The organism is Pediococcus acidilactici, assembly GCF_016127815.1.
In the GTDB taxonomy this organism is placed as follows: Bacteria; Bacillota; Bacilli; order Lactobacillales; family Lactobacillaceae; genus Pediococcus; species Pediococcus acidilactici.
The window spans coordinates 484,897-507,257 of record NZ_CP066046.1 but is presented as its reverse complement, the minus strand read 5'-3'; the positions used below and the strand labels follow the sequence as shown (position 1 = coordinate 507,257).

General features: G+C 43.4%; 19 protein-coding genes and 1 other annotated feature. Of the genes, 1 reads left to right on the top strand and 18 read right to left on the bottom strand.

Annotation, left to right across the window (positions count from 1 at the left end; genetic code table 11):
- The first annotated feature begins 2 nt into the window (after positions 1-2).
- Positions 3-1,679 (top strand): ribonuclease J1, encoded by a 1,677-nt coding sequence (gene rnjA / locus I6H64_RS02545; protein WP_002830488.1) that lies wholly within the window; start codon positions 3-5, stop codon positions 1,677-1,679.
- A 209-nt stretch (positions 1,680-1,888) separates the two neighbouring features.
- On the opposite strand, the gene I6H64_RS02540 is transcribed toward rnjA, so the two are convergent.
- The 18 genes from I6H64_RS02540 to I6H64_RS02455 all read right to left on the bottom strand — a co-directional run bounded on the left by I6H64_RS02540 (position 1,889) and on the right by I6H64_RS02455 (position 22,347).
- Entirely contained in the window at positions 1,889-3,307 is a 1,419-nt protein-coding gene (locus I6H64_RS02540; protein ID WP_008841339.1) for a LysM peptidoglycan-binding domain-containing protein, read from the bottom strand.
- Between the two features lie 362 nt (positions 3,308-3,669).
- Positions 3,670-5,613 (bottom strand): PTS fructose transporter subunit IIABC, encoded by a 1,944-nt coding sequence (locus I6H64_RS02535; protein ID WP_008841340.1) that lies wholly within the window; start codon positions 5,611-5,613, stop codon positions 3,670-3,672.
- 10 nt (positions 5,614-5,623) lie between these two features.
- Complete coding sequence (gene pfkB, locus I6H64_RS02530; protein ID WP_008841341.1) at positions 5,624-6,535, bottom strand: 1-phosphofructokinase; 912 nt, start codon at positions 6,533-6,535, stop codon at positions 5,624-5,626.
- The gene (locus tag I6H64_RS02525; protein ID WP_002831974.1) at positions 6,532-7,281 is read right to left on the bottom strand and encodes a DeoR/GlpR family DNA-binding transcription regulator; all 750 of its coding nucleotides are present in this window, start codon (positions 7,279-7,281) and stop codon (positions 6,532-6,534) included. Before I6H64_RS02525 ends, pfkB begins: the two co-directional genes overlap by 4 nt.
- A 355-nt stretch (positions 7,282-7,636) precedes the next feature.
- Positions 7,637-8,689 (bottom strand): AI-2E family transporter, encoded by a 1,053-nt coding sequence (locus I6H64_RS02520; protein WP_008841344.1) that lies wholly within the window; start codon positions 8,687-8,689, stop codon positions 7,637-7,639.
- A 96-nt stretch (positions 8,690-8,785) separates the two neighbouring features.
- Positions 8,786-9,736 carry a ribose-phosphate diphosphokinase gene (locus tag I6H64_RS02515; protein WP_171461288.1) on the bottom strand — a complete coding sequence of 317 codons (951 nt, stop codon included), beginning with the start codon at positions 9,734-9,736 and terminating at the stop codon, positions 8,786-8,788.
- Between the two features lie 90 nt (positions 9,737-9,826).
- Positions 9,827-12,337: an SF1B family DNA helicase RecD2 gene (gene recD2, locus I6H64_RS02510; RefSeq protein ID WP_008841345.1), complete on the bottom strand. Its 2,511-nt coding sequence runs from the start codon at positions 12,335-12,337 to the stop codon at positions 9,827-9,829.
- A complete protein-coding gene (locus tag I6H64_RS02505; protein ID WP_008841346.1) occupies positions 12,337-12,996 on the bottom strand; it encodes a tetratricopeptide repeat protein in 660 nt (219 codons plus the stop codon). The genes recD2 and I6H64_RS02505 overlap by 1 nt, the downstream gene beginning before the upstream one ends.
- Positions 12,997-13,005: 9 nt before the next feature.
- Positions 13,006-13,680 (bottom strand): histidine phosphatase family protein, encoded by a 675-nt coding sequence (locus I6H64_RS02500; protein ID WP_036686821.1) that lies wholly within the window; start codon positions 13,678-13,680, stop codon positions 13,006-13,008.
- 204 nt (positions 13,681-13,884) lie between these two features.
- The gene (mnmA, locus tag I6H64_RS02495; protein ID WP_056985188.1) at positions 13,885-15,018 is read right to left on the bottom strand and encodes a tRNA 2-thiouridine(34) synthase MnmA; all 1,134 of its coding nucleotides are present in this window, start codon (positions 15,016-15,018) and stop codon (positions 13,885-13,887) included.
- Between the two features lie 126 nt (positions 15,019-15,144).
- Positions 15,145-15,486 (bottom strand): DUF1831 domain-containing protein, encoded by a 342-nt coding sequence (locus tag I6H64_RS02490; protein WP_002830502.1) that lies wholly within the window; start codon positions 15,484-15,486, stop codon positions 15,145-15,147.
- A 12-nt stretch (positions 15,487-15,498) separates the two neighbouring features.
- Entirely contained in the window at positions 15,499-16,659 is a 1,161-nt protein-coding gene (locus I6H64_RS02485) for a cysteine desulfurase family protein (RefSeq protein WP_008841350.1), read from the bottom strand.
- A complete protein-coding gene (locus I6H64_RS02480; RefSeq protein WP_005918628.1) occupies positions 16,656-17,360 on the bottom strand; it encodes a 5'-methylthioadenosine/adenosylhomocysteine nucleosidase in 705 nt (234 codons plus the stop codon). Before I6H64_RS02480 ends, I6H64_RS02485 begins: the two co-directional genes overlap by 4 nt.
- 12 nt (positions 17,361-17,372) lie before the next feature.
- Positions 17,373-17,624: a hypothetical protein gene (locus I6H64_RS02475; protein ID WP_002831980.1), complete on the bottom strand. Its 252-nt coding sequence runs from the start codon at positions 17,622-17,624 to the stop codon at positions 17,373-17,375.
- 8 nt (positions 17,625-17,632) lie between these two features.
- Complete coding sequence (locus I6H64_RS02470; protein ID WP_002831982.1) at positions 17,633-18,172, bottom strand: NUDIX hydrolase; 540 nt, start codon at positions 18,170-18,172, stop codon at positions 17,633-17,635.
- Positions 18,172-18,384, bottom strand: a complete 213-nt coding sequence (locus I6H64_RS02465) for a cold-shock protein (RefSeq protein WP_002830506.1) — start codon at positions 18,382-18,384, stop codon at positions 18,172-18,174. The genes I6H64_RS02470 and I6H64_RS02465 overlap by 1 nt, the downstream gene beginning before the upstream one ends.
- A 155-nt stretch (positions 18,385-18,539) precedes the next feature.
- Positions 18,540-21,341: an isoleucine--tRNA ligase gene (gene ileS / locus I6H64_RS02460; protein WP_036685262.1), complete on the bottom strand. Its 2,802-nt coding sequence runs from the start codon at positions 21,339-21,341 to the stop codon at positions 18,540-18,542.
- A gap of 65 nt (positions 21,342-21,406) precedes the next feature.
- Positions 21,407-21,623, bottom strand: a binding site (T-box leader).
- Positions 21,619-22,347 (bottom strand): DivIVA domain-containing protein, encoded by a 729-nt coding sequence (locus I6H64_RS02455; protein ID WP_002830508.1) that lies wholly within the window; start codon positions 22,345-22,347, stop codon positions 21,619-21,621. (Overlaps the previous feature by 5 nt.)
- Between the last annotated feature and the right edge of the window lie 14 nt (positions 22,348-22,361).

Here is a 22,361-nt window from a genome sequence, read left to right as displayed (position 1 = left end):
CGATGGGTAAGATTAATATAAAAAATAACGAGACGGCCGTTTATGCAATCGGTGGTCTAAATGAGATTGGAAAAAACACCTATGGAATCCAATTTCAAGACGAAATTATTGTTGTAGATGCCGGTATCAAATTCCCTGAAGACGAACTTTTAGGAATCGATTACGTCATCCCCGATTATCAATTTTTAGTCGCAAACCAACAAAAAATAAAGGCTTTAGTGATCACCCATGGTCACGAAGACCACATTGGTGGAATCCCGTTTCTACTACAACAAATTAACGTGCCAATCTATGCTAGTCCACTAGCTGCCGCCTTAATCCGGGGCAAACTTGAAGAGCACGGATTGTTAAAAACTACCGAAATTCACGAAATTAACGAAGATACCGTGATTAAGTTCCCTAAAACTAGCGTAAGCTTCTTTAGGACCACCCATTCTATTCCGGACACTCTCGGAGTAGCGGTGCACACCCCTTCTGGCGTGATTGTGGAAACTGGTGACTTCAAGTTCGATCTCACCCCTACCACCCACCAGCCGCCTAATTTACAAAAAATGGCTAAGTTAGGTGACGAAGGCGTACTGTTATTGATGTCCGATAGTACGAATGCTGAACGTGACGAATTTACTAAATCCGAACGCTGGGTTGGTAAATCAATCCGTAAAATTTTTGAAGAAGTTCAAGGACGCATCATTTTTGCGACCTTTGCTTCCAATATTTCCCGGATTCAAATGGCCGCCGAGGCTGCGCTGAAGCACGGCCGTAAAATTGCGGTCTTTGGGCGCTCTATGGAAGCAGCGTTAGTTAACGGACGTGAACTAGGTTACTTAGATATTCCTGACGAAGCGTTGGTTAATGCTGAAGAAATCCGGCACCTCCCCGCTGATAAAGTATTGATTATGTGTACTGGCTCGCAGGGTGAGCCAATGGCCGCCCTAAGCCGAATCGCTAACGGGACTCACCGACAAATTTCGATTGAACCTGGTGATACAGTTGTATTTTCAAGTAATCCGATTCCTGGAAACACAATCAGTGTAAATAACGTAATCAACGAATTGGAAGAAGCCGGAGCACGAGTTATTCATGGTAAAGTCAACAACATCCACACTTCTGGACACGGTGGCCAAGATGAACAAAAACTAATGCTCCGTTTAATGAAACCTAAATACTTCATGCCAATCCATGGCGAATACCGGATGCTTCAATTGCATACCGAATTAGCTCACGACTGTGACATCCCCTTCGAAAATAGCTTTATCATGTCCAATGGGGACGTCTTAGCCTTAACTAAAGACTCTGCTCGGCGTTGCGGTCATTTTAATGCCGGGGACGTCTATGTTGATGGTAATGGCATTGGCGACATTGGTAACGTCGTTTTACGTGATCGTCAATTACTCTCTGAAGAAGGTTTAGTGGTCGTCGTAGCCACCATTAACCTCAAGACCAAAATGATTGAATCAGGACCAGATCTATTATCGCGTGGGTTTGTTTACATGCGTGAATCTGGGGAACTCATTAATGAAGGACGGCGGCGAATGTTTGCCACGATTCGGCAAGCCATGCGCAACCCCCACGCTAACGAAGCTTCAATTAACCGGGCAATCATTGATGATTTACAAAAATTCCTGTACGACCAGACCGAACGTCACCCTGTAATCATTCCAATGTTAATTATGGATTAAAATTTCAAACACCGCTAAATCAAAATTAGCGGTGTTTTTTAATATCCAAACGCTTGCAATGCGGCTTAACTACTCCACTTAACTTGCCTACCCCTACGCAACAATCCTGCTAAATTTCACTATTGAAAATTGATTCCGTGCTAACGAGAACATACAAAAAGGCCCCGCTAGTAAAAGCGGAGCCTTGAGAAGACGACTGTTAGTCAATCTTATTTAACTCTCCCAGCAAAGCTTGGGTAGAAGTATGATGAAATTGTTTGTACTTTAACGTTTTGACCAAAGGTTGGTGCACTTGCGTATTGGTTGTTACCAAGGTAAATACCAACGTGGTAAGTTGCTCCTGGAGTACCCCAGAATAACAAGTCACCTGGTTGAGCAGCTGAAACTGACTCTTTGTTAACGTATGATTCCATTGCTACGGTGTAGCTTGGTAAGCTAATCCCTGCAGCATGTTGGAATACGTAAGATACAAAACCAGAGCAGTCAAATCCTGCAGGTGTCTTACCGCCCCAAACGTAAGGAATGGTGTTGTTAGCTAACGAAGTAGCCAAACCGGTAACTGATCCTGTGTTTTGGACGTTGCTAGTTGCTGCACTTGATGGTGCCGCTGATGAAGCGACGTGGTTTGTTGAAGCTGCAGGAGCACTCGATGGTGCTGCCGATGAAGCGACATGATTAGTCGTTGCAGGAGCACTTGATGGTGCTGCTGACGAAGCGACATGATTTGTAGCTGCAGGAGCACTCGATGGTGCTACTGATGAAGCGACATGGTTTGTTGCTGCAGGAGCACTTGATGGTGCCGCTGATGAAGCAGCTTGTTGTTGCTTACTAATTTGTGGAGCAGCTGAACTTGCTGCTTGGTTTGCATTAGTAGCAACCGAAGCACTGCTTGCTGCAGAAGCAGGTTTGCTGTAGCTATGGCTTGCTGCACTATTTGCTTGAGTAGAAGAAGCTGTTGCTACACTACTTGGAGCAACTGAACTTGGAGCTACAGAGCTTGCTGCACTCGAAGTAACTGCACTACTTGGAGTTTGGCTAGCTGCAGAACTGCTTTGTACCGCTGAAGAAACTGCTGCACTATTGGAAGCTGCTGATTGAGTAGCTTGCGAAGTTGGAGTTTGTACTTGTGGCTTAGCAGCTGAACTTGCTGGTGCTGCAGGTGCTACATATGTACTGTGTGTTGAAACGGTATTTCCGCTAGGAATGTTAAGTTGTTGTCCCACAAGAATTAATGAGCTAGTCAAGTGGTTTGCTTGCATTAAAGCGTTAACTGAAACACCATAACGCTGAGCAATTACTGAAAGACTGTCGCCACTCTTTACCGTAACCGAGTCAGCCTTTACTTTGTCACTAACACTTGTTTTGGGTTCGGCGTTGTTCTTTTCTGGAATATTGATTTCTTGACCAACAAAAATCAAGTGACTGTTTTGATTAATGTTATTCAAGGATTCAATACTCTTAATGGAAACTCCGTATTTTTGAGAAAGTGCCCAAACTGTGTCGTTCTTTTGAACCTTCACAGAATCAGCATGCGCAACTGCTTGTGAACCGCCAGCAACAAGTAATCCCGCACCGGCTACTCCGGCAAGCAATAATTTGGACGCATTTGATTTAGATTTAGATACCATTATAAGTTTGTCCACTCCTTAAAGTTTTCGATTTATATATTATTTCATTCGACTTTATTCAAAATAAATTATAATTGGTTTTGCACGTCTATAATATTAGCATTTTTCGCCAACTTTGAAAACACTATTTATACATCAGATATTCAATTTTTCTTTAGGAATTCTTATAAACCCCTTCAATACGGTGTTTAACAAAACTTAATAAATTCAAATTTTTTTGTCCCGCTTTTTTGATAAAAAGCTTAATTTCAAGCATATTTAGCTAGCGTTACAGTTTTGTTACAAAAAAAGCACATTGTTACAAACCTTGTAACAATATGCTTTATTGCATTAACTATTTTTATGCATAAAATGAATATTTATTAGTTATTAGTAGTGCGCCGTGGCTTCCAGATTCCCATAATGAACCCTGCAACTACTGCCCCAATTAAGACTGATAGGACGTAGAAGAGCTTGTGATCCGCTAACGCAATTACCCAAAGGCCACCATGTGGTGCAGGAACGCTAACTTTCCAAAGCTGACTTAGTCCACCACCAATTGCTGAACCTACAATACTTGAGCCGATTACTCGGAGCGGATCAGCCGTAGCAAATGGAATTGCCCCTTCGGTAATGAAGGAAATTCCTAATACCCAGTTAGAAATCCCCGCTTCGCGTTCTTGTTCAGTGAACTTCTTTGGCCAGAAAGTTGTCGCAATAGCCGTTGCTAATGGTGGAACCATCCCACCTACCATTACGGCCGCCATTAGATCACCATTTTTGGTTGACGTAAAGGCCGCAATCGCAAATGCGTAAGCCGCTTTATTAAACGGACCACCCATATCAATCGACATCATTCCGGCTAAGACAGCTCCTAAGAGGACTGCATTACCAGTACCCATGCCTTCCAAAACGCCAGTTACCCAAGCGTTTACCGCCGCAAATACCGGGTTAATAATGAAGAACATTAAGGCCCCAACTAACAATAAACTGACAATTGGGTAGAATAGCATCGGTTTCAAACCTTCTAATGATTTAGGAATGAAGCGGAAGAACTTCTTTAGCGCATTGACAATTAAACCAGCCGCAAAACCAGCGATCAATCCACCAATGAAACCTGAAACACTATTAGTATGCATAATGCTTGCCGCCGATTGGGTAGCCATGTAACCACCAACTACCCCGGGCATTAACGCAGGTAAATCACCAATTGATTGAGCAATAAACCCAGCTAAAATTGGAATTAAGAACGAAAAGGCGTAATTACCGATATCGTTTGGGAAGGTGAACCATAAGCTGGTTGCCGAAGTATATCGTTCAATAAAGAACGAAATCGCCATGATAATCCCACCACCAACTACGAATGGTAGCATGTGAGAAATTCCGTTCATCAAGTCCTTATATACTTCGTTCCAAAAACCGCCCTTAGATTCATCAGCAGCATCATCGCCATCGGCTTGGCTTGCATGGAACGTGCTTGCCTGATGATTTTCGACCATTTCAATTAATTCATCAGCTTTGTTGATCCCATCAATTACCGGCCGATTTAGCAAGGGTTTCCCATTAAAACGCGCCATTTCAACCTTTTTATCGGCAGTGACAATTACTCCGTCTGCACGTTCAATATCTTCCTTAGTTAAACGATGCTTTACCCCTTCGGAACCGTTAGTTTCAACCTTAATATCGATTCCCTTATCTTTAGCTGCTTTTTTCAAAGCTGCTTCCGCCATGTAAGTGTGGGCAATTCCGTTAGGACAAGCTGAAACCGCAACGATAAATGGTTTTTGGGTTGCTGAAGTTTCTTCAGTTGCAGGAGCCGCATTCGTTGCAGGAGCTTCTTCCTGAGCGTCTGCAGCATCTTCGGCATCCTTCGCCGCTTCCGCTTCTTCAAACAATTTAATCACGTCGTCAGCACTTTCCGCTTTTTTCAACTTCGCAACTAGGTCCGGGTTGATTAACAAACTGGAAAGTTTTGCCAGCGCTTGTAAATGGGCGTTATTCGCGCCCTCAGGAGCTGCAATCATAAAGAAGAGGTGGACTGGTTGTCCATCTAAGGCATTAAAATCAACGCCTTGACTGCTCTTAGCAAATAACACGGCTGCTTGGTTAACCGCATCAGTTTTAGCATGTGGCATAGCAATCCCATCACCAATTCCGGTGGTGGATTCTGCTTCCCGATCTAATATCCCTTTAAGATACTTCGCACGATCGGTAACGACTCCTTCAGCCACGTACTTATCAATCATTTCGTTAATCGCTGCTTCTTTTGAATCAGCTTTTAAATCTAGAATCATCAAATTTGGTTTGAGTAGATCCTTAATTTTCATCCTTCATGCCTCACTTTTCAAAAATTTCAATTGCGTTAGCAACTTCATCAATCTTAGCTTTGGTGGCAATGTCTAGTGAAAAGGCCGTTGCACTACCACAAGCTAAGCCTTGTTTAAAGGCCCGTTGCTTATCGTGGGATTTAACCAATTCTCCAACAAATCCAGCAAGCATTGAATCACCTGCCCCAACCGAATTAACAACGGTGCCTTTAGGTGCAAAACTGCGGAAAACCTGATCCTCAGTAACGAGCATCCCTCCTTCGCCAGCCATTGAAATCATTACATTTTGAGCGCCCATTTCAATTAGCTTTTTACCATATTCTTCAATTTGGTCATCGGAAGTTAGCTTTACCCCGAATAAATCTCCGAGCTCATGATTGTTAGGCTTAACGACCAGCGGACGGCTATCCAACGTATCTAACAAACCTTGTCCCGTTGTATCAACCGCGAAGCTCGCTCCATTTTGGCCGATTTTCTTGATAATGTCATCGTACAAAGTTTGTGGTAAGTTTGCGGGAACACTACCGGAGAAAATCACTACGTCGCCTGCCCCAACCTGGTCGAACTTGGCCATGAATTGGCTTAGCTCTTCATCGTCAATATTAGGCCCCAACGCGTTTAATTCCGTTTCTTGTTGAGCGTGAATTTTCACATTAATCCGGGTGTCTTCCTTAATGCCAACAAAATCGGAATGGACTCTTAATTCCGTCAAGGCGGTAGCCACAAATTGCCCGGTAAATCCCCCTAAAAATCCAAGGGCGGTATTTTCCACATCTAGTTCATTAAGAATCCGGGAAACGTTGATCCCCTTCCCCCCAGGAAACTTACTTGCAGACTTCAATCGATTAACTAGCCCAACTTGCATTTCGTCTAAGCTGATTACGTAATCGATTGAGGGATTAAGCGTTACTGTATAAATCATTTTTGAACCTCCAAGTAATTTAGTTGCTGATCAGTTTTTAACCATTCTGGACATTCGTCAGCAATGATGGTTACGTCCTGTAAATCAGCAAACCTTGCAAAAGAAGTCTGATCAAATTTACTACAGTCTGCCAAAACATATGCGTCTCGACTTTGTTCAATTGCCGTGGATTTAATTTGCGCTTCCTGAATGTCCGGAGTGGTTAACCCTTGAACACGGTCGATTCCGTTCGTTCCCATAAAGCAGCGGTCAAAACGGAAAGTACGCAACCGATCGACCACTTCAGCGCCGATTAACGCTCGGGTCTTGTTTTTTAGCTGTCCGCCAACTAAGTAAGTCTTTATATCAAAATCAGACAATAAGCTAGCAATCGATAAGCCATTCGTGACCACTAGCAAACCCTTGAGTTCCGCTAAATAAGCAATCATTGAAGCGGTAGAAGTACCAGCGTCCAAAAAAATCACTTCGTTGTCTTGGACAAGTTCCGCGGCCCGTTTACCAATTTCATTCTTTTCTAGTAAGTTCAGTTTGGACTTTACTCGAAAATCAGTTTCATCTTGTAAATTGGTTTCTAAACGAGCTCCTCCATAAATCCTCTTCAACTTTCCGGCTGCTTCTAGGCGTTTTAAATCTCGCCGAACAGTGGAGATAGAAGCGTCGTTTTCTTGCATAATTTCATTAACCTTAACGAATTGACGTTCTTTTAACATTCGCAAAATGTTTTTCTCACGCAGTTCTGTAAGCATTTTCATCAACTCCCTAAAAGAATATATCATCATTTTTCGCCAAAATCAATCAAAATTGTTCAAAATAATTCATTTTTGTTCAAAAAGATTCAAACGAGCGTGGATTTTTATATTTTCATCCTCTGGTATCGGATTCTTTACAAAGTTACGTGCAAAAAAGTGACCCGGGAAAACTAAAAAATCCTTTTTAGGGTGAAACTATAAAAAATTTAACGGGTTGCCTTTAATAGCGTCAAAAGTCAACCCGTTCCGCTTAACAAAAAACGACCATATGCCAATTTAGGCATAATAGTCGTTTATTAGGTAAGACGCACAAGCTAGCCGTCTTTTATTTTCCATAAACTATTAGTTTAAATTATTCAAATTCCTCTTCAATAGCTTCTTTAGGATCCTTTGGCCGGCGTCTTTTGATCTTAATTCCTAACAGATCAATAAAGAAGGCCACCGTAGGAATTCCCACGATTAGCCCCCACGTTCCAATCATCTTTGCGCCAATGATTAACGTAATGAAGGTGACAAACACTGGTAAATCTGTGGCTCCCGCCATTAGTCGAGGATGTAGGAAATACGATTCGAAAAAGTGGATTACCGCCACTAACGCTAACACTTCGACTACTGAAACCAATCCATTTGCCGAAAAAGCCACAATACTCAACGGAATTAAGGAGATCAACACCCCCGCGACCGGTATCAAGCCTAAAACAAAAACAATGATGGCCATCAACAAGAGTTTAGGAATCCCAATTATCCATAAACCAATCACCATCAGTCCGGTATTAATGCTACAAATGATTAGCTGCGTCTCAATCACGGTCCCTAAAATTAAAACGTACTTTCGTAACAAATAATATATAAGGTTAAATAGCCCTTGGTATCGGCTATGTAAAATCGCGTGTCCAAACTCCCGTAAGTGGTTGTAAGTTAAGTTGAAAACTAAGCTTAAGAATAACGCAATCATCACGTGTTCAGCCGCAATCCCAATCCGGCCTAATTGGTTCAATCCCGACATGGCAAGGTGCTGGCTGCCCTTAACCGCCGTGGTGTTTTTTGCAATTTCATTAATGATTCCTTGAAAATATTTGTTATTAAAAGCATCGCTGTTAATCGCTTGCCCAATCAACGCGGGGATCCCCTTTAATTGGTCATAAAGCATTGAAGCGGTGAAAGAAAATACCACGGCCGCAAACGCTAACAATACCGAGTAAAAAATCAAGGTACCGAGCGGTTGATTGACATGCAGATACTTTCGAATATTTTTAATACCCACGTGGGCAACAAACGAGAAAATGACAATCAGCAAAATTTGCGACATAAACCCGCGTAAAAGATACACAATTAATAGCAGAGCCGCCAACGTTGTCCAGAGTTGTACCGACTTCTTTTGCCAAATCCTTACTAAAACGTCCATTATTTTCCTCCAATTATATCTTAAAGGGCCTGCACAAATTATAATCTGTTGCAGGCCCTTTTGGAAAATATTTATTAATATTTAATGGTTATTTAATTAGTTTTTGCTTTTAAATAGCGGTGCGAGCGGTTCGTTGTTGTAAATCATCTTGATTGCGTTCCCTAATAAAGGTCCCACTGATAATTCGACTAACTTTTCAAAGCGCTTCTCCTCACCAATCCTAATGGAGTCGGTAACGATCACTTTAGATAGCTTGGAAGCTTGTAAAATTTGGGGTGCGTTCCGCGAAAAGATTGCGTGGGTAGCTGCACCATAAATTTCAGTAGCACCAGCATTATGCAAAGCTTCGGCCGAAATTGTCAGCCGGGTTCCCGTATCAATCATATCGTCGATCACTAAGGCAACTTTTCCTTTAACGTCACCGATGATCTCCGTAGGAATTTCGTTGAGGTTTTCCGCCGATTCTTCGTTACGGTTATCAATAATCGCAATCGGAGTTCCTAATAATTCCGCCATGTTCCGTGCCCGAGAGACACTCGCGTGGTCTGGAGAAACGACCACGAGGTTTTCAGAATCAAAATTATGTTCTTGGAAATAGCTTGCTAACAAAGGCGCCGCCGCCAAATGGTCGACTGGAACATCAAAGAATCCTTGAATCTGCGGAGCATGCAAATCTAGAGTTAATACCCGCGTAATGTCATCATCTTCCAACAAATTAGCAATTAATTTTGCCGTAATGGGTTCCCGTGAACGAGCCTTGCGATCTTGACGGGAATAGCCGTAATAAGGAATCACTACGTTGATCTGCCGAGCACTGGCCCGCCGTAATGCATCAACCATGATTAACAGCTCCATCAAAGAATCGTTAATCGGATCCGAAATTGATTGAATCACGTACACTTCCGCTCCCCGAATACTTTCTTCAATGTTAACTTGAATTTCTCCGTCGCTGAATTGCTTAATGGTTGCCTTTCCTAATGGAATTCCTACTTCGTTTGCAATTTTTTCTGCTAACGCCCGATTCGAATTTAAAGAGAATATTTTCATTCTTCTTTTTGCTTTGCTTTCCACGGCTAAACCTCCAATTTTTATCTACCGCTATTATAGCCATCTTTAGTTATCAACTTCAACAAATACTTAAAGAAAATCCCGGGGAGTCACCCCGTCCATCCCAATCATCGGATCGATTTTTCCGGTTTCTACCAGTTGTTTAGTCAAAAGAGTTGGTTCATCCCCGCTAGTTGCGAAAGTTTCCGTAACTTCTGGCTTTGTAAGGATCGACTTACGCTGAGGTTCCCCTGCTTCGCTTTTTTCCGAAGTCGTTTTGGGTTCAGACTTTTCTGCAATTGGCTTTTCCGTTATGGCAATTTCCGGATTAAGTCGCTTAACTAAGCCAGTTTGCCGGTTAGCCGATTCGTTTTGTACAGCCCGTTGGTAAGCTTCTACCTCACCTAGTAAAATGATGGAGTCTGACGCCCGGGTTAACCCCGTATACAAAAGGTTGCGCTGTAACATCCGGTAATACTGGCGTACCATCGGTAAAATCACCACCGGAAACTCGCTTCCTTGCGATTTATGAATCGAAACGCAGTAAGCTAACGTCAACTGGTTTAGATCATTTTTTCCATAGGTAACCTCGTTGCCATCATAATCAACAATTAACTGTGCGTGACCCTTTCCCGCTTTTTCGGTAACTATTCCAGTTATTTCCCCGATATCCCCGTTAAAAATATTATTTTCAGGTGCGTTAACTAACTGTAAAACTTTATCACCAATCCGAAATTGCTGGTGATTTGCTTCTAAATATTTAGGGTGATCAGTTTGCGGGGGGTTAAGCACCCGTTGCAAATGACGATTGATTTCATCGATCCCTGCGGCTCCGCGGTACATTGGCGCTAAAACTTGGAGGTCGTTTTTAGACAGTCCCCGAGCCACCGCGCGTTCCGCAATTTGATCGATTGCATCCGCAACTTGGTAAGCACTCGCCTTAATAAACGATTTGTCAGGACGATTTTGGGTAAAATCATCCGGCATTTCTCCGTTTTGAATGCTGTGCGCCATTTGGATAATTGAAGAATCCTGCTCTTGCCGATAAATTTTAGTTAATGAAATTGTTGGAATTTTTTGACTACGAATCAAGTCACTAAAAACTTGTCCCGGTCCCACCGACGGTAACTGGTCCTTATCACCAACTAACACAACTTGCATTTCGGCGTTAATCGCTGAAATCAAGGTATTGAACAGCCCCGTATCCACCATGGACATTTCGTCCACCACGAGAAGTTCTCCCCGTAATTCCTGGATTTGTTCGTCGTGTAAATCGTCATTCCCGTTCAAGCCCAATAAACGATGGATGGTTTTAGCGGGAACACCGGTAACTTCACTCAACCGCTTTGCAGCCCGACCAGTGGGAGCAGCCAGTTGAATGGGATAATCCTGGTCCGGATTGGCGTTGGGGTCAAGATCTAGATCGTGCAGTTCCGCAAAACTATTGATTAGTCCCTTTACAATGGTGGTTTTACCAGTACCAGGCCCCCCAGTAATAATGGTAATTCCGTGATACAGCGCCATTCTAATTGCGTTATTTTGAGTTTCGTCATACTCGAGCGCAAGATGTTCTTCCGCGCGTTTAATTGCCCGGTCAACCGCTTTTTCGTTAACCTTAGGAGGATTCTTAAGCAGATGCTGGAGCTGGTAGCCAATCGCTTCTTCCGCTTGGTAAAGCCATTTTAAATAGATTTGACCGTTTTCTCCAACCACCCGTCCTTGTTTACCCAACTCAAGTACTTGTTCAGCAATCTTTTCAGCATTAATTTCGTTTCCCAATAGTTGCTGTGCCCTTTGCAGCATTACTTCCGCAACCATGTAAGTATCTCCGGTGCTGTTACACCACTCTTGAATCGTGGCTAAAATACCACTTTGTAAGCGTCCTGGAAAATCAACCGAAAAATTTAGCTGCTGGCCAATTGCGTCGACACGCTTAAATCCAATATTTTCGATGTCATTAGCTAACTGATACGGATTTTCTTCGATAATTTTCAAGGTATCTTCGCGATATTTTGCAATTACGTTATCGGCGGTTTTGCCTGAAATCCCCAAATCCGCGAGTTTGATCAGGATCTTCTCCATCCCATTGGATTCAGCTAGCACCGTTTCAATCACGTCCGCCTGCGCGCTTGATAGTCCGATATCCCTAAGCACCTGGGCATTATCCTTAATTACGTCAATGGCGTCCATTCCCAGTTGTTTAACAATCTTTTCAGCAGTTTTCTTTCCAATTCCCTTAAATTGCGAGCCCGCAAAATATTCAACTAACCCTTCCTTAGTATCTGGTCCTAACCGACTAGCCTGGCTTAATTGAATCTGGGTTCCGTACTTGGGGTGTTCCACCAATTTGCCCTTAAATTGGTACTTAGCTCCCTCCTGAACTTCCGCCATGTTGCCAGTTACCACAATTTGGGGTTCCTTCCAATCAAAGTCTTGATCAACCACGTCAATCAAAACCACCTTAAATAAACTAGTGGGACTTTCAAAAAAGACGGCGTTAACCGTCCCGGTTAACTCCACCATTTTATTCATGGAAGTTGCTTTTTTTGGAGGTGCTGCTGAACCTTCATCACCAAAAAGGTTTAGTTTCTCAAATGCCATTAATCCGCTTCCTTTGACGAATGCAATAGTTTATCAATATCGACTAGGCGTTGCTTTGCTTTACTGAAAAATTCGGGATCAATTTGTTTAGCTTTGGCAAAGTAATCGTTATCTGGTTGCTGGGTCAAGGTCATTTCGACCACTCCCCGGTTAAATAATAATTTCGCAGTATTTTTATTTTTCAACGCCACGTCGTAATATTTTTGGGCCGCTTGAGCCTCTCCCATTGCTAAATTGATATCGCCCATTAATTCATTAGTCTCTGGATCTTGCTGATGCTGTTCTAGCGCAGTCAATGCAAAGGCAAAGGCTAGCTTATACTGACTTTGTGCGTAATACCCTTGGGCAATCATTAGGTTAGCGTCGTGCCGGTATTGAGGATCTTTAACGGTTTGAAATGTAGCGTTGGCCCGCTCATAAAGCCCTGTTGCGTAATAAACATTGCCGAGCCCGTAAGTAAGTAAATCTTGGCTAGGTTGATCACTAAAAAGTCCCCGTGCTTTAACTAGGAGTTCTTCAGCTTGATCAAAACTTTGCTGTTTAACCAAAACCGTGGCTAAAGCATAATAGTTTTGGGCATTGTGTGGATCTTGATCAATTTTTTGAATCAATTCGTGAACTAAATTTTGGTTTTCTTCATTTTCTTTTTTTTCCGTCATCTTTTCACCTTAAATCACGTCTGTAGGATCCGTTTTTTTAGTTAAGTAGCTAGTATCGTTCCAGTCCAAGAGCCGGTACGTCTTTCCCTGATCCTGGGTTTCTAGGATAGTGGTACTAGTGTTGGCGAGGCCGCCCCGTTTGCGTAAGTCGGGTAACGGAACCTCTAATAACGCGTTAATAATCGCGTTTAACGCGGCTCCGTGGCTTACAATAATTACCTGGTCATCGTCGCCAGGATTGGATTCACAAATCCGTAAAATTGCTGGACGCATTCGTTCAATGAGGTGTTGAAAGGTCTCTCCCTTAATTCGGGCGGGGAAATAGCGTTCGGGGTGGTTACGAAAAGCATCCACTTCTTCAGCATATTTCTTTTCAACGTCGACAAATTTCATTCCCTCCATCACGCCTAAATCAAATTCCCGTAGACGACTGAGAATTGTTAAAGGGGTTGCGTGACCTTGCAATTCATCCAGTTCGTGTTGCAAAGTGGTGGCCGTCACCCGTGCCCGACGAAGCGGGCTGGCATATATGTGGCGGAACTGCTGGGGTGCTAAAAAAGCGGCTAATTGCTTAATTTCCGCGTAGCTCTCTTTTAAAAGCGGAGAGTCCCCCTTTGCTCCTTGATAACGCCCTTCTAAATTCCATTCGGTCTTTCCATGTCTTACAAAATATAATTTTGTCAAATCTCTCGTCCCTTTATCAATGTGTTTACCCACTATTTTAACATTAAACGCTAAATTGGTAATAGTAACGCTAGCCTTTTAACGGCAAAGAAAAAGGCCGGGGAAATTTTCCCCCGACCCTATTTGGTATTCTTTTTAATTGTACTGAAAGTCGTCTTTGCTAAACTTGCGTTATCAAACACGGAAAAATCAGCGAACCCATTTTTAAACGTATTGCAATTGTTGATTGCTCTCGCTATAGGCAGCATCAATAATTCCGCCACCGATGCACTCTTCACCATCGTAAAGCACGAGGGCTTGGCCTGGCGTAATTGCCCGAGCAGGCTCGTCAAAATCAACGGTAACCTTCGAGAAATCGTCGCTGAAATGCACCGTCACTGGAACATCCTTAGCACGATAACGGAACTTAGCCGTGCACCGGAAGTCATGGCCGCGCTCTTCGCCCAACCGGTTTACAAAATGCATGTCGGAAGCGTCCAAGCTAGCGGCGTAAAGGTGCGGATTATCAAATCCTTGACCAACGTACAGGATATTCTTGGAAAGGTCCTTACCAACCACGAACCAAGGCTCGTTGTTCTTAGAACCGCCCCCAATTCCGAGTCCGCGACGCTGACCGATGGTGTAGTACATCAATCCAGCGTGCTCGCCCTTAACTTCGCCATCAAGGGTCATCATCTTACCAGGCTTTGCAGGAAGGTAGTTGCTTAAGAACTCACGGAAGTTTTTCTCACCAATAAAGCAGATTCCCACCGAATCCTTCTTATCGTAAACTGCCAAACCAGCTTCCTTAGCAATTGCGCGGACCTCTGGCTTAACCATGCCCCCCAATGGGAACATAACCCGGTCAAGCTGTTCAGCACTAAGTTGGCTCAAGAAGTAGGTTTGATCCTTATTACTGTCCGTAGCGCGCAAAAGGTGCTGATGACCATTTTCGTCGCGCTCCACTTGTGCGTAGTGCCCCGTTGCCACGTAATCAGCTCCTAAACTAATTGCGTAGTCTAGGAAAGCCTTAAACTTAATCTCGTTATTGCAAATTACGTCGGGATTAGGCGTTCGGCCCTTCTTGTACTCGTCTAAGAAGTAGGTAAAGACCCGATCCCAGTATTCCTTCTCAAAGTTAACGGAATAATAAGGAATCCCAATCTTAGCGGCTACCTTAGCCACGTCCTTGTAATCCTCGGTAGCAGTACAGTATCCATTTTCGTCAGTGTCGTCCCAATTTTTCATGAACACCCCAACGACGTCGTAACCCTGCTTTTTAAGCAAATAGGCTACTACGGATGAGTCGACACCGCCGCTCATCCCGACTACAACACGCGTCTTGCTGTTGTCTGTCATTATATATCACCATCATTTCTAGAGATTCTGGAGAATCTTACGATTGAAGGTCGCAATAAATCCAGTAAATTACATTCTATAACAATCAATTCGGAAATTCCACCGTTAACAAAAAGTTAGTAAAAATTATTCTTGCACGAGGACTTCCCGTTCCAATAGTTGGTCAATAATGAAGTGGTATTGCTCCACTAAGGGTTGGTCCTGTTCGCGCTTAAAGATGTTTGCTTTTTGCATTCCGTTAGCGGTCACCGTACTCATTTTAAATGCTGAAAAATCAGGTTTAATCATTATTTTTAACTTAATGCCCTGGTTGTACGGCGAAGTAGCATCCAACGACCGTTCCAAAATAAAGGTTCCGTTGTTTTTAGTAGTGAATCCTAAGTCAGTTAACGTATAACGCTTCAAGTTTTCGCTAAGCCGGTAAACGTGGGGGTCTCCGGCAATGGTAACTTCTTTAGTAAATGCCATGCCTACATCTCCTTACTTTTGTTTTAGGTGCTTTAAACGCTCCTCAATGGCAATAATCTGCTCACACAAGTAGTCTACATCTTCCGTGGTGGTGTTTTTACCAAAACTAATCCGGATTGATTCCCCGATGCGTGGTGAATCAGCTCCGTACATCGCCGTGAGTACGTGGGAAGGTTCCAAACTCCCCGCCGTGCAAGCTGAACCGCCGGAAATTGCAACTCCGGCCAAATCCAAATTAGTTTGCATCACGTAGGTAGACATCCCCTTCAACCAGATGTTAAAGACGTGTTGTAAATTATCTGGCGAAAGTGAGCCATTAATTGCAAAATTAACGTCGTGGTCTTTAAGCTGCTGAATAATTTGTTGCTTAAAGCCGGCGTAGCGTTTTTGTAAATCTGCTTTAGTCTGCTCATCCAGCAAACTTACCGCTTTAGCAAACCCCGCAAGGTTAGCAACGTTTTCCGTACCAGCACGACGCTTATCTTCTTGTTCACCCCCGCGAACAAAACTATCAAAGTTAACTGCTTCATTTTTGTACAGAAAACCAGTCATTTTGGGTCCGTTGAGCTTGTGTGCCGAAGTGGACAAAAGGTCGATATGATCCCGCTTCACGTCAATATCTAACAACCCGTAAGCTTGAACCGCATCGGTATGGAAAACCGCCTGATGATCCTTTAAGATTTCACCAATTTCATGGATTGGCATCCGGCTTCCCACTTCGTTGTTCCCCATCATAATGCTAACTAAGATGGTTTGGTCGTTAAGAGCTTCCTTAAACTGATCTAAGCTAATTACCCCGTCTTCGTTAACGTCTAAATAAACTACGTCAAAGCCCATTTCCTCTAAATGAGCCATCGGTTTTAGTACCGACGGATGTTCAATTTTAGTGGTAATGACCCGCTTACCAAGCTTACGGTTACGTAAAGCCACCTGCGTAATGGCGGTATTATTACTTTCGGTTCCGCCACTGGTAAAAATTATTTCATCATCGTTTGCATTAATACTTTGAGCGATTACGTGACGCGCTTCGTCCAACTGGGCCCGCGCTTGTCGACCAAAGCCATGTAAACTGGAGGCATTGCCCCAGTTATTCTTGAGTTGGTCAGCAATGACATCCACTACTTCAGGAGCAGTCGGTGTAGTCGCCGCGTTATCTAAATATACTTGTTTCACGCTTGCTTCCCTTCCATCTTAAATAAATCAATTAGCATGTTGGCAGAACGTTTTCCTGCCTCAATGATAAATTCATCAAAGGATACTCCAGCTTCGTCATCCCCCGTGTCAGACATTGCCCGGACCACGATAAACGGCTTATGGAACTGGTGGGCAACTTGTCCGATGGCTGCCCCTTCCATTTCACAACATAATGCATCGGGGAAATGGCCTAAAATTGCTTGGACCTTTTCTTGACTGGCAATAAATTGGTCTCCCGTGACGATTAATCCAGTTTTCACGTTTAAGTTAGTATCCTGAGCTGCTTGTTTAAACTTTTCTATTAACGCTGAATCCGCTGCATAACGGGCAACATCTTGTTCTGGTAATTGACCGTAAGCGTACCCAAACGCAGTTGCGTCCACGTCATGATAGGCAACTTCCGCAGACAACACCACGTCGCCTACCGCAAGCCCCTGTCCAATTCCACCAGCAGAACCGGAATGAATTAACGCATCGACTTTAAAATTAGTAATCAAAATTGCAGCAGTAATCCCAGCTTCAACTTTGCCAATTCCAGAGCGGACTAGCACAACTTCGACATCTTCAATACGGCCTTCGTAAAAAATGACCCCGTTAATATCCGTTTGTTTAGTTAGCTCAAGATTTTCCTTAAGCGCCTTAATTTCTTCTTCCATTGCGCAAATTACGCCATACTTCATCTTCTTTTCCACCTATCCTATAAAAAATAAAACGAGAAATACTAATACAATTCCCACCGCTAAAAGTGCAATTGCAATGTTGAGTTTCTTTGCTAAAGCGCGACTTTTTTCTTCAGCAATCTCGTCGGTACTAAACCGCTGTTCGCGACTCGTCCGTAACCGTGATTCATTTTTAGAATCTTCATTTGCAGAAGTTTCCTCCGGCGCCTTTTGTGCGTGAATTTTTTTTTGGTATTCCGCACGGGTTTGATTCTTTTCGTCCAAAAAATCACCTACTTTGTGGTCGCCTGCCAATGGTAAATTGCAAGCACCGTTTTTGCATCTTCAATTTTACCGTCTTCGATTGCTTTTAGCGCTTCGGATAGTGAAAGTTCAAAAACTTTTAAGTTTTCACCTTGGTCTCGCGGTAATTTATCTTCCACCGGTTTTAAATCAGTTGCCTTATAAACCGTCATGTATTCGTCCGTAAAGCCTGGCGCGGAATAAAAGCCGACCATTTTTTCGATCTTTCCGGCAGCGTAGCCCGTTTCTTCGTTTAATTCACGCTTAGCGGTTTCTAAAAAATCTTCACCTGGTTCCACTTTGCCAGCGGGAATTTCAATCGTTGGTTTAGCAACTGGTGCCCGCCATTGTTTTTCAAAAAGGGCTTTGCCGTCTGCAGTCAGCGCCAAGATTGCAATTGCGTCCTGGTGTTTGACTACGTCTCGATTAGCCAACGTGCCATCCGGTAACTCTACCGTTTGTTGGTAAACATCAACAATTTCTCCCTTATACCGGGAAACTGACTTAACTACTTTTTCTTCTAAATCCATTAATCCTGTTCTCCCTTACGAAATACTTTTACAGCCACCAATCCTTTGGGACCCTCAGCCACCATTAACTGGACGACCTCGTTTTCATCTAAAGTTTTAAAATCATCGGATTGTACCGCACTATAATGTACAAAAGCCTTTTCCCCGTTGTCAAGCTCGATGAAGCCGTAACCTTTGGTTTTATCAAAGCTTGTTACCGTACCAGTTTCCAAATTGCCCACTCCTTTTATTATTTAATACCATCATAATCGTGAGAACTACTTCTGTAAATTAAAAAAGAGACTGAATTTTTCAGCCTCTAATTTTAGAGCGTTAGTTACGGGCAAATTTTTTCAAATATACCCGCCCTTTTAAATCTAACGGCGCCCTATTTTTCTTCAAAACCTTCGGTAACTGCTTCCGGATAGTACTTTGTAACGATTGCCGCACAGCTAGCACATAAGGTTGGAAAGTGTTCGTCACTACCAACATCCGTCTTCGTCATTCGGCACCGTTCGCAAACTTCTCCGTCAGCAGGTGTGATTTGAACCGCAACTTGACCGTCAAAACTTGCCGCATCATCAGGAGCTTCTGCGAGGTCCCGAACTTCTAATTGCGAAACAATCAAGATCAACCGCAAGTCGACGTTTAATTCGTCAACAACTTGCTTAGTAGCTTCGTCAAGGTACAAGGTTGCCTTTGCTTCCATTGATTTACCAATCATCTTTTGGTCCCGTGCTTCTTCAAGAGCCTTTAAGACGTGAGACCGTAACTTCTTGACGGTTTGCCACTTAGCCAACAGGTCTGCTGCCCCGGATAATTCTTGCACTTCTGGCATTTCAGCAAGCTGGACAAATTCTTCCGGTTCAGAGAGGAACTGCCAAATTTCTTCCGTAGTGTGTGGTAGAACTGGCGTCATTAACTTCGTCAAACCGACTAAAATTTGGTAGAAGACGGTTTGCATTGACCGGCGTTTCAAACTATCTTCCGGTTCAATATAAACGACGTCCTTCGCAAAGTCGAGGTAGAACGCGGAAAGATCCGTAATGATGTAGTTCATCAACGCCTTGTAAATTTCAATGAAATTATATTGGTCGTAATCTTGCCGAATTTCCTTAACCAATTCGTTAAACCGGACTAACATGTAACGATCTTCTGGTTGCAAGTCAGCGTAAGCTACGGTATTAGCTTGAGGATCAAAGTCCGCCGTGTTTGCTAATAGGTAACGGATTGTATTCCGGATCTTCTTGTAAGAATCTGAAATCTTTACAAAGTTATCTTGCGAAACCCGCACGTCAGACGATGAATCAATGGAAAGTACCCATAACCGAATGATTTCAGCACCCATCTTCTTAATGATGTCTGCTGGCACAATTGTGTTACCTAAGGACTTACTCATCTTATGGCCCTGTCCGTCAAGGGTAAAGCCTTGCGAAATCACCTGCTTGTATGGTGCGTGACCCGACATCGCTACACTAGTAATCAAACTAGAGTTGAACCAACCGCGGTATTGGTCAGAACCTTCCAAAGTCAGGTCAGCCGGATACTTCAAGTAATCGCGTTTTGCCAAAACCCCTTGATGTGAAGAACCGGAGTCGAACCAAACGTCCATAATATCGGTTTCCTTGGTAAACGTTCCGTTTGGTGAATGTTCGCTAGTGTAGCCTTCTGGTAGCAAGTCCTTAGCATCCCATTCAAACCAGATATCAGAACCATGTTTTTCAAATAGTTCCGCAACGTGTTCAATCGTTTCCCCATTCATGATTGGCGTACCGTCTTCAGCGTAGAAGATTGGTAGTGGCACACCCCAAACCCGTTGACGAGAGATTACCCAGTCGCCACGGTCCCGGATCATGTTGTGGAGTCGTTTTTGACCCCATTCTGGGAGGAACTTAACGTCTTTTAACGCGTCCAAGATTTGATCACGAATTTTGTCTACCGAAGCAAACCATTGTGGAGTAGCCCGGAAAATAATTGGCTTCTTAGTCCGCCAATCAAACGGATAACTATGTGTGTAATCCATCTGCTTAAGCAAAGCGTTAGTTGCCTTTAACTTGTTCAAGGCAATTTCATTAGCATCTTCGTAGAAGACCCCTTCAAAATCAGGACCCGCTTCAGCAGTGAGGTAACCACGATCATCGACTGGTACAAAAATATCGAGGCCGTATTCTTTACCAACCCGGAAATCGTCTTCCCCAAAGCCAGGTGCCGTATGAACTAATCCCGTTCCGGAATCTAAGGTTACGAAGTCCCCTAACATAACCACTAGCTTGCGATCGCTATCAAATGGGTGGAGCGCCGTAATGTTTTCTAACTCCTGCCCGCGAACCGTCTTGATGGTTTCAACGTCTTGCCACCCAAATTGTTCAGCAGCGTAACTCAACCGGTCCGTGGCAATCACAAATTTGCGGTCGTCACCCGCGGGTTTCACAACGGAATAATCAAAACCAGCATCAATGGTAATTCCTTCTGAAGCCGGAATGGTCCATGGAGTCGTTGTCCAAACTACGAAGTAAGTGTCTTGATCCAAGACGCCCTTCCCATCGCTTACTCGTTCCGCATAAAAAGCAGATGGCGAAGTAACGTCGTGATACTCAACTTCCGCTTCTGCCATTGCCGATTCGGAAGACCATGACCAAAATACGGGCTTTTTACCACGGTAAATCAAGCCTAACTCAACCATTTTAGCAAAAGTCCGAATTTCTTCTGCTTCAAAAGATGGTTGCAAAGTTAAGTATGGGTTATCCCATTCGGCAGCTACTCCCAAACGCTTGAAGTCTTCGCGTTGCTTGTCAACTTGTTTTAAGGCGTAATCGCGACATAATTTACGGAATTCAGCCGTCGACATTTTTTTACGGTCGTGGCCTTCCTTAGTTAATTGTTGTTCAATCGGTAAACCATGCGTATCCCAACCCGGAACGTATGGGCTCCGAAAACCACTCATTGATTTATATCGGACGATAATATCCTTAGAAATCTTGTTCATCGCGTGGCCCATGTGAATGTTTCCGTTGGCATATGGCGGCCCGTCATGAAGAACAAAACTTGGCTTGCCCTCATTTAATTTTTGTCGTTGTTCATAAACTTTGTTTTCAAACCAAACGTCTTCGCGCTTCTTTTCGTTTACCGGAAGATTTCCGCGCATTTTAAACTTGGTTTTTCCTAGATTTAAAGTATCTTTAACCCGCACTAAAATCACTCGCTTTCCTAAGTATTATTCTTGAAATTTTAGACAATAAAAAAGACTCCATCCCTACTAGGGACGAAGTCAAATCGTGGTACCACCCAAATTCAAGGACGTTAAAAACGTCCTCCTCATTTTCCCATAACGGTGGAAACCGACAGCGTCTACTAAATACTTCAACGCTGCACTCAAAAGTGATTGTCCTTCTAACTAGCAGACTAACCTCACACCAACGTTAGCTCGCTGAACTGCTGATTGCTAGAAGTCCCTCTTTTTTTACGTTTTATTTTTTAGGATTTACGTGGAACCCTTGGTCAGTGGGTTTCCCCTGTTCGTTAGGTTGATCTTCTGGAAAGACCACCACCGTTTTTAGCTCATCTTCTTTGGGCTCTACAGCAGGTGTGTCCGGATCAATTTTCCCAACTTCTTCTGAGTGTACACTGTTTTCCTGAATGATGTCAAGCGCTCCGCTATTCCGCATTGCTTCCTTGATTTCACCAATCGTTAGCAATTCATCAGAACTCAATAAGTTATCCCAATCGCGTCCCTTGATCATTTGTAATTGTGATTCAAGAAGTACTTCCAGCTTTTGCCGGAAACTACGGGCTTGTTTCTTCAAGTCGTCAGTTGCCACAATAACCTTTTGAGCTTTGCCAGCAGCTTCGCCGATATAGCCGTCCGCTTTTTTGTGCGCATTTTTGACTACTACTTCAGCTTCTTTTTGAGCTTCTTTAGCAGTGAATTCCGCTTCCCGTTTAGAACTAATTTTAACCTTATCCGCGGCATCTTGGGCTACCATAATCGACTTGTTCAAGGATTCCTTCATCTCGTCGAAATATTCCACCCGGCTCTTGGCTTCGGCTAATTGGCGCCGTAACGAATCAATTTCATCATGCAAACGCCGTTGTTCAAAAGCAACGTCATCTAAAAATTCGTCAACTTCGTCGGGGTTATACCCGCGCATTTTGTTGGAAAAGTGTTTTTGTTGTATATCTTGTGGTTCAATTGCCATCTGAATAAAACCTC